This is a genomic window from Marinobacter sp. F4206, assembly GCF_019392195.1.
In the GTDB taxonomy this organism is placed as follows: Bacteria; Pseudomonadota; Gammaproteobacteria; order Pseudomonadales; family Oleiphilaceae; genus Marinobacter.
This window is the reverse complement of sequence record NZ_JAHXKI010000002.1, coordinates 523,656-538,426: the sequence shown is the minus strand read 5'-3', so window position 1 is coordinate 538,426 and position 14,771 is coordinate 523,656. Positions and strand designations below refer to the sequence as shown.

Here is a 14,771-nt window from a genome sequence, read left to right as displayed (position 1 = left end):
TAAGGGGTCCGATTGTCTTTGTTGTCGGTCTCGCTCCGCCGCTACGGGAATGCTGCCCCGGATCTAGTCCAGAAACAGATCCGGCATCAGGGGTTTGTCGCCCGGAGCGTACCGGTATGGTTCGAAATCCGTCATGCCATCCTGCCGCAGCAGGTCTTCGTCTATCAGGTTCTGACCAGTCAGCTCGTCTGCGGTGCGGTTCAATATGCTCACCGCCGCATCGGCCATGATGTCCGGCTTCCGGCCCTGAGCCATCATCTGCGGCCCGCCCACTTCAAACTCGATCGCCGCCGTGGCAATCAGGGTCTTTGGCCAGAGCGTATTGACGGCAATGCCATAACGCCTGAACTCCTCGGCCATGCCCATGCTCAGCATGGTCATGGCGTACTTTGTTGTGGTGTAAGGCCCGTACTGGGCGAACCACTTGGTGTCCAGATTCAGCGGTGGCGACAGGCTGAGTATGTGCGCCCGATCCGACGCTTTCAGATAGGGCAGCGCCGCCTGACTGCAAGTGAACACCGCACGGGCGTTGACCTGATGCATCAGGTCGTACCGGCTGGCTTTCAGGTTTTCCACGCCGGTCAGGCGGATCGCGCCCGCGTTGTTGATCAGCGCATCGATGCCACCAAAATGAACGGCGGCTTCGTCCATGCGCTGACGGACCTGTTTGTCATCACGAACATCCAGTACCAGTGGCAAGGCCTGACCACCGGCGGCCCGTATTTCCTCGGCCACCGTGTGGATCGTGCCCGGCAGCTTGGGGTGCGGGGTGTCCGACTTGGCGGCGATCACCACATTGGCGCCCTGTCGGGCACAGGCCAGTCCGATTGCCCGGCCGATTCCGCGGCTGCCCCCGGTAATGAAGACCGTGCGCTGGTTCAGTGTACTCATGCTCCGGCCTCCTGTTTGGCGGATTCTTCGGCGGTAATTTCCACCAGTAACTGGCTTCGTTTAACCTGGTCACCCGTGTTGGCCAGTACCTGACCGACGATGCCGTCGCGGTCGGCCCTGACCGGGTGTTCCATCTTCATGGCTTCCAGAATAACCAACGCCTCACCTTGGCGAACGGCTTGTCCTGGTTCAACGAGAACGTCGATGATGGCGCCATCCATAGAGGCCTGAATCCGTCCGCTGCCGGCACCATTGGCGCCGGCTGCTGGGTGGTGCGTGACATCGCGCACCACCCAGGACTCGCCGGAGGCCTGGAAATATAAGAAATCGCCGTCCCGGTGATATTGGCAAGACTGACGGACGCCATTGTCGATGATGCACAGGCGGCCATCCTGCAACGATTCGACGATGAGCTCGTAATTGTTGTCTTCGACAGTGAGAGCCAGCTGGTTCCCGGTTCGGCGCACCAGGAGTTCAACGCTCTCTTCCCCGATGTCGAGTTTGATCGGGGTCATGGTGGCCGGCGCGTTGCTCCAGGCAGTCTGGCCCGATAGGCCATGGTCGAGCACGCTGGCGGCCAGCGTCAGTTCCCGCAGTCCAGGCCGGCGGGGCTGAAGCGAGGGATCCCGGCTGAACGATTGCTGAAGGAACGCGGTGGTGGCTTCACCGGCGCCGAAAGATTCGTCGGCGATGATGCGGCTGAGGAAATAGCGGTTGGTGGTCACGCCGAACACGACGGTATCCTCAAGAGCGCGGATCAGGCGTCGGCGGGCGTCATCCCGGTTCTCGCCCCAGGCGATCACTTTCGCCAGCATGGGGTCGTAGTGTGGGGTGATGGTGTCGCCCGAGCGTACGCCAGTGTCGAAGCGAACGCCGTCGCCTTCGGCCGGCTGGAAAACCAGTAGCGGCCCGGTCTGGGGCGTGAAGTTGTTGGCCGGATCTTCGGCGTAGAGTCGGACCTCGATGGCGTGGCCATTCAGTTCGATCTCGTCCTGTGCCAGGGGGAGCGGGCGGCCTTCGGCCACGGCCAGTTGCCAGGCGACCAGATCCTGGCCAGTGATCAGTTCGGTGACCGGGTGCTCCACCTGCAGTCGGGTGTTCATTTCCAGAAAGTAGAAATTGCGGTCCTTGTCGACCAGGAACTCGACGGTACCGGCACCCTCGTAACCGCAGGCCAGGGCCGCCTTGACGGCCGCTTCACCCATGGCGGCCCGCAGCTCGGGTGTGACAAACGGGGACGGCGCCTCTTCGACCACCTTCTGGTGGCGTCGTTGCACGGAGCAGTCCCGCTCGCCCAGATACACGGCATTACCGTGGCAATCGGCGAAGACCTGGATTTCGACGTGGCGTGGTTCGATGACGGCCTTTTCCAGAATCAGTTCGTCGTCGCCAAAGGCCTGTTTTGCTTCGGAGCGGGCACGCTTGATGTTGTCAGCCAACCCTGATTCCTCCTTCACCAGGCGCATGCCACGGCCACCGCCGCCGGCGGACGCCTTGATCATGAGGGGATAACCAATGTCGGCGGCCGCCGCGATCAGTTCCTCATCGCTGGCGTTGTTGCCCTCATAGCCCGGTACCACCGGCACGCCGGCCTCCTGCATGGCAATTTTTGAACGGCGTTTGCTGCCCATGAGCTCTATGGCGTCCGACGGTGGCCCAACGAACACCAGGCCCGCCGACTTGCAGGCGTTGGCGAAGCCGGCGTTCTCGGACAGGAAGCCGTAGCCGGGGTGAATGCAGTCGGCACCGGTTTTGCGGGCCGCTTCGAGTATGGCGTCGGCGTTCAGGTAGGAGGCGGTGACCTGGGCCGGGCCAAGGCAGACGGCCTCGTCGGCCTCGTGAACGTGCAGGGCGTTGGCATCCGCCTCGGAGTAGACGGCCACCGTGCGATAGCCAATGGCCTTGGCGGTGCGTATGACTCGGACGGCGATTTCACCGCGGTTGGCGATCAACAGTTTACTTAGCATGGTGCGGTTCTCATCAATTGGTGCCTGTCCGCAAGTGGCGGTGGGGAGGCTTTCAGGAAACCGCTACAAGCACATCCATGTGCGCTTGGCTCCGGCCATCCATGGCCTCCGACATTTCCTGAAAGCCTCCCCACAGCCACTCACTCCCTCGAACTATTCCTTTCCCGCCCACGCTGGCGGACGCTTCTGCATAAAGGCCATGGTGCCTTCGGCGCCTTCACTGCCGCGGATGGCGTCGGCGAATTTCTCGGCGGCGCTGTCCAGCAGGCCGCTCATGGCTTCGTGGCCAACCCGATGCAGCAGGGCTTTGGTTTCGGCGGTGGCAACCGGCGCGCACTGGCGCACCCGCTCCAGGGCATGGTCGAGCATGTCGTCAATTTCCTGGTCCGAGTTGGCGGCCTGGTGGACGATCCCGAGCGTGCAAGCTTCTTCGGCGTCAATCCGCAATCCCAGCAGTGCCAGACGCCGGGCCTGGGTCAGGCCGATTCGTTCAACCACGAACGGGGCGATCTGGGCAGGAATAACGCCTAGTGAGGTTTCCGGCATGCCAAATTTTGCGGTCGGACCGGCAATGGCCACGTCGGACACGCAGGCCAAGCCGAATCCGCCGCCCATGACGGCCCCCTCGGTAACGGCGATCACGACCTTGGGGGACTCGTTGACCTGCTGGATCATCTGACCGAAGGCGCGGTTCAGCCGGTAGAACGGGTCCGCTTCGCCTTCGGCGGTTTTCTGGCCCCGGGCCCCGGCCATGTCCTTGATGTCACCGCCGGCGCAGAAATGTCCGTCGGCACCGCGGATGACGACAGCCCGGATGTTCAGGTCGGATTCGATCTGCGAGAAAACCGTCGACAGTTCGGCAACCATCTGCAGGCTCATGGCGTTTCGAACGTCGGGCCGATTGATGGTGATAAACAGGGCCGGGCCCTGTTTCTCCAGGAGCAGTGTTTCGCAATGAGGTAAGGATTCCATCTCAGACGACTCCTCAGTATTTAGTCTCGTTTCTTGCCGGGCAGGGTGCCCATCATCTTGCAGATGATGCCCAGCATGATTTCGTCGGCGCCGCCGCCGATGGAGACCAGGCGAACATCCCGGAAGGCCCGTGACAGCGGGTTGTCCCACATGTACCCCATGCCGCCCCAGTACTGCAGGCAGCTGTCGGTCACCTCACGCCCCAGTCGGCCGGCCTTGAGCTTGGCCATGGAGGCCAGTTTGGTCACATCCTTGCCTTCGATGTGAAGCTCACAGGCCTGGTAGGTCAGGGCGCGCAGGGCTTCGACTTCGGTTTGCAGTTCGGCCAGGCGGAAGTGGATGACCTGGTTGTCGAGCAGTGGCTGGCCGAAAGTCTTGCGCTCACGGCAGTAGGCGATGGTCTGGTCGATGCAGTTTTCCAGCGCCTTGATGACGTTGGCTGCGCCCCACATGCGTTCTTCCTGGAACTGCAGCATCTGCATCATGAAGCCGGTACCTTCGGCGCCGATGCGATAGCGCTGGGGAACGCGTACGTCGTCAAAAAAGATCTGGGCGGTTTCCGAGGAGCGCATGCCGAGTTTGTTCAGGTGCGGGCTGAAGGAGATCCCGGGAGAGTTCATGGGCACCACGATCAGGGACTTGTTCTTGTGGGGTTTGTCGTCGCTGGTGTTGGCCAGCAGGCAGATAAAGTCGGCTTTCGGACTGTTGGTGATCCACATCTTGGAGCCGTTGATGACGTAGTCATCACCATCCTGACGTGCGGTAGTTCTCATGCCGGCGACGTCCGAGCCCGCGCCCACTTCACTGACGCCAATGCAGCCGACCATTTCGCCGGCAATGGCGGGCACCAGGAAGGTGCGCTTCAGCTCGTCGGATCCAAATCGGGCAATGGCGGGTGTGCACATGTCGGTCTGAACGCCGATTGCCAGAGGTACTCCCCCGCAGTGGGCCAGCCCCAGTTCTTCGGCGGCCACCAGGTTGTAGCTGTAATCAAGGCCCATGCCGCCATACTCTTCCGGCTTCTGGATGCCCAGAACGCCGAGCGCCCCCAGCTTCTTGAAGATCTCGTGAATGGGGAATTTGCCCGCTTCCTCCCATTCGTCGCAGTGCGGGTTGATTTCTTTCTCGACGAAATCCCGGACGGTTTTTCTGAGGGCTTCGTGTTCCGCTGTAAATTTCACCTTGTTGTTCTCCTTGTCTGGAATAGGGTGATCAGTCGCACTGGCTGTTGCTGGCTATCAAAGGCGTGCGACGCCGAATGTATTGGGACGCAGCGGCCGGGCTTCGGCCTCGCGGCATACTGAAAACACCAGCGCCAGAACCCGGCGGGTGTCTCGTGGGTCAATCAGGCCGTCGTCCCACAGCCGCGCGGTACCGAACAGGGCGGTGGAGCCATCCTCCAGCTTCTTGGCCGTGGCCTGTTCCAGGAAGTCGAGGGTTTTGGGGTCCGGCTCGATGCCGCTGCGCCGCTGTTTGTCCTCCGCCACAATGCGCATGACCTTACCGGCCTGGGCCGGACCCATGACCGCGGTCCGGCTGTTGGGCCAGGCGAAAATGAATCGCGGGTCCAGGCCGCGGCCACACATGGCGTAGTTACCTGCACCATAGGAACCGCCAATCACGATTGCGACCTTGGGCACCCGGCAGTTGGCGACGGCCTGGATCATTTTCGAGCCGTGCTTGATGATGCCGTTCTGTTCCGAGTGGGTGCCCACCATGAAGCCGGTGGTGTTGTGCAGAAACAGTAGCGGGGTGCCGGCCTGGTCGCAGAGCTGGATAAACTGGGCGGCCTTGGCGCTGCCGGCCGGCGTGATCGGGCCGTTGTTGCCGATGATGCCGACGGAATGGCCCTCGATGCGGATGGTGCCGCACACGGTCTGGTCATCGAATTCGTTCTTGAAGTCCATGAACTTCGAACCGTCGGCGATGCGGGCCAGAATCTCGCGGACGTCGTAGGGCTTCTTGGAGTCCGAGGGGATTACGCCCAGCAGTTCTTCGGCGGGGTAGAGCGGTTCTTCCCAGCTCAGTTCCCGCTGCGGGGGCAGCTGCTCGTTCCAGGACAGGGCCTCCATGATGTTGCGGGCCTGCCGGATGCCGTCGGCATCGTCCTCGGCCAGGTACTCGGCGGTACCGGCCACCTGGGCATGCATCTCGGCACCGCCGAGTTCCTCGTCGGTGGCCACTTCACCGGTGGCGGCTTTCAGCAGGGGCGGGCCGGCCAGGAACATCTTGGCCTTGCCTCGCACCGCCACCACATAGTCGGACAGGCCTGGCTGGTAGGCGCCCCCGGCGGTGGCGTTACCGTGTACCACGGTGACCTGGGGAATGCCGGCGGCGGACATACGCGCCTGGTTGGCAAAGCCCCGGGCACCCTGGACGAATATGTCGGTGGCGTAGTTGAGGTTGGCGCCGCCGCTTTCCGAGAGCGACACCACCGGCAGTTTGTTCTCCATGGCGATCTGCTGCAGACGCAGGGTCTTGTCCAGTCCCGCCGGGGTGATCGTGCCACCCTTAATCGCGCTGTTGCTGGCGACGATCAGGCAGCGGATGCCGCTGACCGTGCCGATCCCGGCGATAATGCCACCGCCGGACAGGCTGCCGTCCTTGTCGTCGTGCATCTGGTAGCCGGCCAGGGAGCAGAGCTCCAGGAACGGCGTGCCACGATCCAGCAGGCGGTTGATGCGATCCCGGGGCAGCAGTTTGCCACGCTTCGTGAACTTCTCACGGGCCGCTTCCGCCAGATCGAGAACTTTCTGTTCCACCTGCCGGAAGGTTCGGATGTGGGCGTCCATGGCGTCGGTGTTGGCCTGGAACTCCTCGGACCGGGGATCGACGCTGGTTTCGAGTACTTGCATGGCGTTCTCCTCAATCCTCGCTGAGCACTTTCGGGGTTGTCGCCCGATGAAAGCCATTGAACGGTTCGTTGTTCTTGGCTTTCGGCAGTGGCCAGACCCGTCCACCCTGGGAGGCGCCGCCGTCGATCCGCAGGCAGTCACCGCTAATGAAGGCCGCGCCCGGGCTTAGCAGAAAACAGATCGCCGCGCTGACCTCCGATTCGGTGCCCATGCGCTTGATAGGCACGTTGTCGCCCAGGCTGCGAATCCACTGCTTCATGTGCTCGGGGTAGTTGTCCATGCCGCTGGAGGCAATCCAGCCGGGGGCGACGGCGTTGACTCGGACGCCGGATGTTCCCCATTCCACCGCCGCGGTCTGGGTGAAGTTCACCATTCCGGCCCGGGCCGCGCCGGAGTGGCCCATGCCGGGCATGCCGCCCCACATGTCCGCGACGATGTTGACGATGGCGCCACCGGTTTGGGACAGGGCCTGGTTGTAGGCTTCCCTGGCCATCAGGAAACCGCCGGTCAGGTTGGTGCGGACCACGGTTTCCCAGCCCTTCTGGTTGATGCCGGCCAGCGGAGACGGGAACTGCCCGCCGGCGTTGTTGACGAGGCCGTTCAGACCACCGTGTTCCTCTAGAATGGCGGTGACCGTGGCTTTTACCGATTCCTCTTCACGAATGTCACAGACGTGGGCGGACACCACGCCGCCGTCCTCAAGGATCTCACCCTTTACCCGCTCGACTTTTTCCGCCTTGCGGCCAACCAGGGCAACCCGCGCCCCCAGGGCGGCCAATTCGTGGGCAGTGCACCGGCCGATGCCGGAGCCGCCGCCGGTCACGATGAAGGTCTGATCCTTGAACAGGTCGGGATGAAAGATGGATTGGTAGCTCATGAACGGTGTCCTTTCTCCAGAACAGCCCGGCTGACGGGCACAGGGAATTCGAGAAGCTGCTGGGCAAACGCCTTGCCCTGGGGGTCGATACGGAGGCTGGCGACCCCGCCTCCGCCCAGGCTGTGTTCCAGCAGGAAGTTAAAGGCATGCAGTCCCGGCATGGCCCAGCGGGAAACCTTGCCGGTATCCGGGTTCAGAGTGTGACCCATCCACTCCGCCACTGCCGCGTCGGTCAGGGCGGCGTCGATGAACGGTACGAAGTCCGGATGGCGGGCAATAACTCCGATGTTGCTGTGGTCGCCCTTGTCGCCGCTGCGGGCCCAGGCCAGTTCAATCAGCGGGACGGTGGTGTCGGATTCCGGCGGTGTCGCCCTGGTTGGCTCTGCGGGCAGGTTGCTGGCATCAAAGCCACCGTCGGTGGCAATCGTCACCGGCTGCTGCTCGCCGGCCAGGTCCACAGAGACTTCCACTTCCGATTTCGAAACCAGGCAGGAGTAGAGGCGGATTTTTGGCCAGACCGTCGGCCGACCACCAACGATGCCGGTGATCCCCGGTGCCATGCCAGTGGCGGCCTGGGCGATTTCACGGGAGAACAACACCAGCGCTTCCTTCTTGGGGTGGGCCGCACTGATCTTGACCACCACTTCCCGGCAATCCGTGGCTCGACCGTGAGCGCCATAGGTGGCCTCGGTACCCAGCAGTTCAATGCTGGTTTCCGAGTAATCCGCCAGTTCCCGTTCACCGAACATGCGGGAGGTTTTCGCGAGAATGGCTTCGGCCACGGTCTGGGCCTTGGCACGCGCGTTGATGCCTGCAAGCAGAAAGGTGACCGTGCATTTGAAACCATCGGGCCAGGTGCCTGACACCTTGTAGTTGTCGGTTGGGGGCAAACCCCGGGCGCCGCACACGGCGACGCGGTCCGGGCCGGACTCTTCCAGGGTAACCTGGGTAAAATCGCAGGCCACATCGGGCAGCAGGTACGCGCGCGGATCACCGATTTCATACACCAGCTGTTCGGCGACTGTGCCCCGGGTGACCCTGCCGCCGGTACCCTCGGGCTTGGTGATGGTGAAGTCGCCATTGGCCTGGACCTCGGCAATCGGGAAGCCCATGTCGGCGTAGCCGTCGGCTACGTCTTCCCAATCGGTAAAGTTGCCACCGGTTGCCTGGGCGCCACATTCAAGCAGGTGCCCGGCCAGGCTGCCCTGGGCGAGTCTGTCGTAGTCGCCCCAGTCCCAGCCAAACTCGTGCACCAGGGGCGCAAGCACCAGTGCGCTGTCCGCCACGCGGCCGGTGATGACAATATCCGCGCCCTGTTCCAGCGCGGCGACCAGTCCGGGGGCGCCAAGGTAGGCATTCAGGCTGACCATCATCGGCGGCATGGATTGGCCGGTGGTCATCTCGGTAATACCGGCCTCGGTGAGCTTTTTCTTTTTTGGTAGCAGGTCGTCGCCCAATACCAGCGCGATCTTCAGTTCGACGCCCGCCTTTTGGCACAGGGCCTGAAGCGCATCGCGGCAAGCGACCGGGTTCACGCCGCCGGCATTGGCCAGCACACGAATTCCCTTTTCCCGAATCTCGCTTAGCAGCGGCCCCATGACGGTCTGGACGAAATCCCGGGCATAACCCTGGGAGGGGTCTTTCATCTTCTGGCCGGCCATGATCGACATGGTGATCTCGGCGAGATAATCCGCCACCAGGTAGTCAATGTTGCCCTTGCGAACCAGTTGCGCGGCCGCGGTTTCGGTGTCGCCCCAGAAGGCGGCGGAACAGCCGATGCGGATTGGCTTCGTGCTCTTTTCAGAATCTGCCATCTTTACGTGCCTTGTGTGCTTTTTCCGACCCTGCTGGCGGGAGTGGCCGGCGGGGTTCTCCAACGATGAATTCGACAATACCAAGCAAGCGCTTGGTTTGTAAACAGGGAAATGTCAGGTAGAATTATTAGCCTGTTCCGACTGCTGGAAGTCCATTGTGAGCCAATCTGAAATCCTGCGAGCCCTGATCGCTGAGAACCTCGTTTCCGACCCGAATGGCGCCCGAGGCCGTCTGTTGAAAGAAGCTGCCCGCCTGTTCCGTGACAAGGGCTATGAGCGCACCACCGTGAGGGACCTCGCGGCCGCGGTTGGTATCCAGTCCGGCAGCCTGTTTCACCATTTCCGCACCAAGGAGGAAATCCTCAAGGCGGTCATGGTGGAAACCATCCGTTTGAACACCGCGCTGATGCAGGCGGCCGTCGATGCCGCCGGGTCCAGTCAGGAGAAACTGCGGGCGCTGGTTCGTGCCGAGCTGGAGTCAGTGAATGGCCAGACCGGTGAAGCCATGGCGGTGCTGGTATTCGAGTGGCGCAGTCTTTCCGAGGAATCCCGGGCCGAGGTTCTGGAGCTGCGGGATATCTACGAGAAACTCTGGCTTGATGCGCTGGCGGCGCTGAAACAGGAAGGGCGATTGGCCGCCGACCCGTTTGTGGTACGACGGATGCTGACGGGAGCGCTGAGCTGGACGGTCACCTGGTACAAGCCGACCCGTGGTGGATTGACGCTGGATGGGCTCACGGACGAGGTGATGGCGATGATGGCTTTGGGGGTGCCGGAGGAGGCGTGAACCCGCGGTCGCACTGTTCCCCGGATCGCGATTCAGTGGTAGTAAAACCCAGGAGTGGTACGACGGTTCCAGAACCAGGCTGGCTCAAAAGCTCTTGTTTTAAATAAAAATATTCCGTGATGCGACACTTTCTTTCCGGGCCATTGGCCTGATCGGCATGTGCCGGTTGGCACTCCAGCCATTTTTGTCGAACAGTTTTCCACGCATTCTTCCCCCGTTGATGATGAGAAGCGGCGAGTCAGACCGGCTGTCGAATCACGGTATGCATCTGTCTCTCCGTGATGCCACACCGGTTCTGTCATCCCGGACTTATAAAAACAATGTAAAGCAGGGCGAATTATGATCTCTTCTCTGGTAACCCTCGTTGGTCGCACTCCGGCCGCACGCCTGAAACTCCTCATGTTTGCGGCCCTGGCCCTTCTGGCCGGCTGCTCGGCCAATCCGATCTACACCACCACCGGTGTGGTGCTTTCGAATTACTCCGAAGGTGAAGCCACGCCCTACGTCATGCAGATGTCAGATCCCCAGATGGCCTGTTCACTCGGCGAGGGCATCGATCCGTTGCTGTACTCCTTTTCCCGCGTGACCGATGCGCCTGACACCACCGGTTCCCTGCTGATGCTGCTGGCGGGTAACTGCATGGAGTACCGTGCCTGGGAAGCCGAGCTTGCCTATCTGCGCGCCGATTTCGAGGGCAATGTGCCAGCTGCGAAGGACGCCCGGGAGGAGGCCAAGCGCCTCAATGCGAAAACCGCAAAGCGCCGGCTGCGAGCGTTCAATCGGGCGATGGCCGCCTACGAATTCGATCCGGCCGCCGAGCCACTGGAATGTCCTTTCCTCTTTACCGAACAGGACGAACTGACCTTCCTGCTGGGCCTGCTGACCGGTATGCAGGCGATTGTGAACGACGCCAACTCCGGCGCCCTCGCGGGCATTCCGCGGAATATCGCACCCCAGGCCGAGCGAGCCGCGACCTGCGTCGACAACGAAAAATGGGGTGGGTTGCCAAACTCGATCCGCGCACTGGTCTGGTTGCTGCTGCCCGACACCCGTCCGGCCCTGTCGCCTGATCCCTGGCGAGTTCTCGACAACAGTTCCAGGTTGGGTGTGAAGGTCGGTATGCGGGCCTCCATGGCGCTTGAAGCCGTGGCCGCAGAAACCTTTGGTCGCCCGGAAGTTCTGGCCAATACCATTGCGGAATTTGTCGACGCCGAGGACAGCATTGATGTCTGGGGCGACTATCAGCTGGTGGATGTGGTGGCGGCCGCCGTCATCCGGTTCTCCTCGGATAAGCACTGGACGGCCAACTATGGCTACCGGACGCCCCAGAGCTTCTTCGGCAAGATGAGCCCGGAGCGGAACACCGAAAACGTTGAAACCATGGACCTGGATGACCTGCTTTAAGGGGCATCCGAAAAAACCTTCTGAACATCAATAAACACAAAAATGACCCGGAGGTCGTTATGATCCGCAACTCCCTTACTGCACTGACCCTGGCCGCCGTCGCTCCGCTGGCTTCCGCCCAGACCGTGTCCATGTGTGTGTTTGACGTCATTGGCGCCAATGGCGATTTCTATAACATGGTCAAAGACTACGCGCTGGAAATGAAGGCCCATGGTGTCGACTTCAACCTCAAGCCCTATACGGATGAAGGTGTGGCCGTCGGCGATTTCAACGCGGGCCAGTGCGATGCGGTCGCGGCCACCGATATCCGGACCCGTCCGTTTAACCGGTTCACCGGCAGCATCAGTGCGGTGGGCGCGCTCCCCACCTACGATGACCTGGAAACCCTGCTGGCGACCCTGGCCCAGCCCAAAGCCGCCCCACTGATGAAAGAGAACGGCTACGAGGTGCTGGGTATTGTTCCTGCCGGCGCCGGCTACCTGTTCGTGAACGACCGCAGTATTGATACCGCAGGCGAACTGGCCGGCAAGCGCATGGCAACCCTGGACTACCAGAAGGACGCCATCCACATGGTGAATTTCGTCAAGGCCACCGTCGTGCCCTCGGACATCACCAACTTCGCTGGCAAGTTCAACAATGGTTCGGTGGATACCGCCTACGCGCCGGCGTTTGCCTATGAAGCGCTGGAACTCTACAAGGGCATCGGCGAGCAGGGCGGCATCGTGGACTACCCGCTGGCCCAGTTGACCATTCAGATCATCGCCAAAGACGATGTGTTGAAGGACGAAACCGCACAGCAGGCCCGGGAAGTGGCCTGGGGCATGTTCCCGCAGGCCATGAACCTGATTTCCGGACAGGAAGAGGCGATTCCCGAAGACAAGTGGGTCCGTATTCCGGAGCAGGACATTCAGGGCTACCAGGAAATGTTCCGCCAGAACCGTCTGGAAATGCGCGACGGCCTGAACGGAGCGCCTGACGTGTACCACCCCAAGATGCTGGGCCTGTTGAGTAAAATCCGCTGTGCCAGCAACCCCGCCGCTTCCGAGTGTACGGCCGCGAACCGCGAATAACAGGGTGGATCACTCATGAACTGGCGAGCCTTGACCGCGCCCGCAGCCCGGACACTCTATCCCGTGCATCGATTGCACGGGGTCATCCTGCTGCTGCTTCTGATTTTCACCTTGTTATTGGGGATGGGAAACTCATTGCACTCACGCCTGCTGTGGGTGGGTGAGCAGACCTGGCCCAATTATTACCTGCTGAATCCGGACGCAACGGAACCCTCGTGTCAGCTTGAAATGAATGTGGATGCCGAGGTTCGCAAGCGGATTGAGGCCTATAAGCCGGATCCGGATGAACTGTTCAGCTCGCCGCCCAATCCCGACGCGATTCGCCAGTCCCTGGAGCGTAACCTGGAGCTTTGCGAGCAGGAGTACGCCCTGTATGAACAGAACCTGAAGCATGCCACACCCGCATTGGGGCTGTTCAAAACGGTCGAGCAGGGGCTCGCAGATTTTCTTCTGGATAACATCGAACTGACGAAGTACCTGTTCATCGCGATGTTCGCCATGGCCGCCGCCATCGCGGCACTGGATGCGGATCATATCGCGTTGCGATTGCCCCGGAACCGGGCCGAGTGGCGATTCAGTCAGGCGGCGCAGTTTGCTGTGAACGGCATGATGGTGGGGTCGCTCTACTCATACCTCGGCAAGCTTGCGAGCTCTCCCGGGTCTGGGGGGACGGTCGATCTGCAATACGCCTGGGCCGCGGTATTCGGTCTCTTCATGGTGATCAATGCCGTTCGGTTCGTGAACGTTCCAGAGCGGATGAAGAAGGGCCGGCTGGCGTTGTCCTCCGGTCTGGTGATGCCCCTTTATTGCGGTATGGGGCTGATTGCCATGAGTTACTTCTTCTTCGTGGACGGTTACGCATCGGGCCTGGCGATCTATTTCGGCATGATGTCCAACCTGTCCTCGATGTTCATCAACATCGGGCTCTACGTGCTGGTGGGCATGGTGCTCAAGCAGACCCGGCTGCCAGAGCTGCTGCTCAATGTGATCAAGCCTTACAACCTGCCTGCGCCGATGCTGGCCTCGGTGATCATCTTCGCTACGGCATTCCCGACGGCCTTTACCGGCGCGTCAGGCATATTCATCCTGGCAGTGGGTGGTGTGGTCTACGATGAGTTGCGTCGTGCTGGTGCCGGTCGGCAACTGTCGCTCGCCACTACGGCGATGTCGGGCAGTCTGGGTGTGGTGCTCAATCCCTGCCTGTTGATCGTGGTCGTGGCAGCCCTGAACAAGGAAGTGACCACCACCGAGATGTACAGCTGGGGCTTCTGGGTGTTCATCATGTCCGCCTCGCTGTTCTCACTGATCGTCTGCAAGACCCAGGGCAACTGGAAGCCGCGGCCGGCCCCGGGCGCCTTTCGGGCCTCTCTGGCCCAGATGAAACCGCTGATTCCCTATGTACTGGTCGGTGCTGCCGTCATCCTCGCGATCTGGGCGGTTCTCGGGCTGAAATTCAACGAATACAGCGCTCCGATGATTCTGCCGCTGGTCATGTTGGCACTGGTGTTTCTGGATGCCGGCGGCGACAGTCGCGAGGAAGGCGAGTCCCGGCTTCAGGCGTTCTGGAAGCGAAGCTCTTATGCTGCCAGCGATTCGGCGGTCCACATTGGCGCGCTGCTCGCGCTGATTGGCTTCTCGATCTGCCTGGGCGGCATCCTCGAGCGCTCTGATATTGTCCATGCGCTGTTCCCGGAGAATCTCACCAGTCCCTGGGTTGCGATGCTGGTCATCGTGGTCATGCTGACTTTCATCGGCATGGTGATGGATCCGTTTGGTGCGGTTATCCTGGTGTCGGCGACCATCGCTCAGCCCGCGATCCAGTTGGGGATCGATCCGCTGCATTTCTGGATCGTATGCCTTGTGGCCTTTGAACTCGGTTACCTGAGCCCGCCGGTGGCCTTGAACCACCTGCTTACCCGGCAGGTAGTCGGTGAGACCGAAGTGCTTGCCGGCGAGCGCACGGGCTCGTTCTGGCATCGCTACGAGCGGCTGCTGTTGCCCCTGGCCGTCATGGGGCCGACCTTGTTGCTGGTGGCCTTCGTGCCTATGCTGTTCTACGCTTTATAGTCACGGCTTGAAAACCCGAAACCGCCTCCGGAGTAGCCCGCAGGCGGTTTTTTGGCATCTGGGGCGC

General features: G+C 61.6%; 11 protein-coding genes. 4 read left to right on the top strand and 7 right to left on the bottom strand.

Annotated features, from left to right (window positions below; genetic code table 11):
• Positions 1 to 63: 63 nt before the first annotated feature.
• The 7 genes from KZO34_RS04720 to KZO34_RS04690 all read right to left on the bottom strand — a co-directional run bounded on the left by KZO34_RS04720 (position 64) and on the right by KZO34_RS04690 (position 9,376).
• Positions 64 to 891 carry an SDR family oxidoreductase gene (locus KZO34_RS04720; RefSeq protein WP_219473883.1) on the bottom strand — a complete coding sequence of 276 codons (828 nt, stop codon included), beginning with the start codon at positions 889 to 891 and terminating at the stop codon, positions 64 to 66.
• Entirely contained in the window at positions 888 to 2,858 is a 1,971-nt protein-coding gene (locus KZO34_RS04715) for an acetyl/propionyl/methylcrotonyl-CoA carboxylase subunit alpha (RefSeq protein ID WP_219473882.1), read from the bottom strand. Before KZO34_RS04715 ends, KZO34_RS04720 begins: the two co-directional genes overlap by 4 nt.
• Positions 2,859 to 3,011: 153 nt before the next feature.
• The gene (locus tag KZO34_RS04710; RefSeq protein ID WP_219473881.1) at positions 3,012 to 3,830 is read right to left on the bottom strand and encodes an enoyl-CoA hydratase/isomerase family protein; all 819 of its coding nucleotides are present in this window, start codon (positions 3,828 to 3,830) and stop codon (positions 3,012 to 3,014) included.
• A 20-nt stretch (positions 3,831 to 3,850) separates the two neighbouring features.
• Complete coding sequence (gene atuD / locus KZO34_RS04705) at positions 3,851 to 5,011, bottom strand: citronellyl-CoA dehydrogenase (RefSeq protein WP_219473880.1); 1,161 nt, start codon at positions 5,009 to 5,011, stop codon at positions 3,851 to 3,853.
• A gap of 57 nt (positions 5,012 to 5,068) precedes the next feature.
• Positions 5,069 to 6,685 (bottom strand): acyl-CoA carboxylase subunit beta, encoded by a 1,617-nt coding sequence (locus KZO34_RS04700; RefSeq protein ID WP_219473878.1) that lies wholly within the window; start codon positions 6,683 to 6,685, stop codon positions 5,069 to 5,071.
• 10 nt (positions 6,686 to 6,695) lie between these two features.
• Positions 6,696 to 7,562, bottom strand: a complete 867-nt coding sequence (locus KZO34_RS04695) for an SDR family oxidoreductase (RefSeq protein ID WP_219473875.1) — start codon at positions 7,560 to 7,562, stop codon at positions 6,696 to 6,698.
• Complete coding sequence (locus KZO34_RS04690) at positions 7,559 to 9,376, bottom strand: acyclic terpene utilization AtuA family protein (RefSeq protein WP_219473873.1); 1,818 nt, start codon at positions 9,374 to 9,376, stop codon at positions 7,559 to 7,561. Before KZO34_RS04690 ends, KZO34_RS04695 begins: the two co-directional genes overlap by 4 nt.
• 157 nt (positions 9,377 to 9,533) lie before the next feature.
• On the opposite strand from KZO34_RS04690, the gene KZO34_RS04685 reads away from it, so the two are divergent.
• From KZO34_RS04685 to KZO34_RS04670, 4 genes are all read left to right on the top strand, one after another.
• A complete protein-coding gene (locus KZO34_RS04685) occupies positions 9,534 to 10,163 on the top strand; it encodes a TetR/AcrR family transcriptional regulator (protein ID WP_219473872.1) in 630 nt (209 codons plus the stop codon).
• Positions 10,164 to 10,502: 339 nt separating this feature from the next.
• Positions 10,503 to 11,567 carry a hypothetical protein gene (locus KZO34_RS04680; protein ID WP_219473870.1) on the top strand — a complete coding sequence of 355 codons (1,065 nt, stop codon included), beginning with the start codon at positions 10,503 to 10,505 and terminating at the stop codon, positions 11,565 to 11,567.
• Between the two features lie 59 nt (positions 11,568 to 11,626).
• A complete protein-coding gene (locus KZO34_RS04675) occupies positions 11,627 to 12,637 on the top strand; it encodes a putative solute-binding protein (RefSeq protein ID WP_219473868.1) in 1,011 nt (336 codons plus the stop codon).
• 15 nt (positions 12,638 to 12,652) lie between these two features.
• Complete coding sequence (locus KZO34_RS04670) at positions 12,653 to 14,704, top strand: TRAP transporter large permease subunit (RefSeq protein WP_219473866.1); 2,052 nt, start codon at positions 12,653 to 12,655, stop codon at positions 14,702 to 14,704.
• Positions 14,705 to 14,771: the final 67 nt, after the last annotated feature.

What these genes read in the sequence shown, in the direction of transcription:
- KZO34_RS04675 (WP_219473868.1), top strand. Translation starts at nt 11,627, where the DNA reads ATGATCCGCAACTCCCTTACTGCACTGACCCTGGCCGCCGTCGCTCCG.
- KZO34_RS04680 (WP_219473870.1), top strand. Translation starts at nt 10,503, where the DNA reads ATGATCTCTTCTCTGGTAACCCTCGTTGGTCGCACTCCGGCCGCACGC.
- KZO34_RS04700 (WP_219473878.1), bottom strand. Translation starts at nt 6,685, where the DNA reads ATGCAAGTACTCGAAACCAGCGTCGATCCCCGGTCCGAGGAGTTCCAG.
- KZO34_RS04690 (WP_219473873.1), bottom strand. Translation starts at nt 9,376, where the DNA reads ATGGCAGATTCTGAAAAGAGCACGAAGCCAATCCGCATCGGCTGTTCC.
- KZO34_RS04695 (WP_219473875.1), bottom strand. Translation starts at nt 7,562, where the DNA reads ATGAGCTACCAATCCATCTTTCATCCCGACCTGTTCAAGGATCAGACC.
- KZO34_RS04720 (WP_219473883.1), bottom strand. Translation starts at nt 891, where the DNA reads ATGAGTACACTGAACCAGCGCACGGTCTTCATTACCGGGGGCAGCCGC.
- KZO34_RS04715 (WP_219473882.1), bottom strand. Translation starts at nt 2,858, where the DNA reads ATGCTAAGTAAACTGTTGATCGCCAACCGCGGTGAAATCGCCGTCCGA.
- KZO34_RS04670 (WP_219473866.1), top strand. Translation starts at nt 12,653, where the DNA reads ATGAACTGGCGAGCCTTGACCGCGCCCGCAGCCCGGACACTCTATCCC.
- KZO34_RS04710 (WP_219473881.1), bottom strand. Translation starts at nt 3,830, where the DNA reads ATGGAATCCTTACCTCATTGCGAAACACTGCTCCTGGAGAAACAGGGC.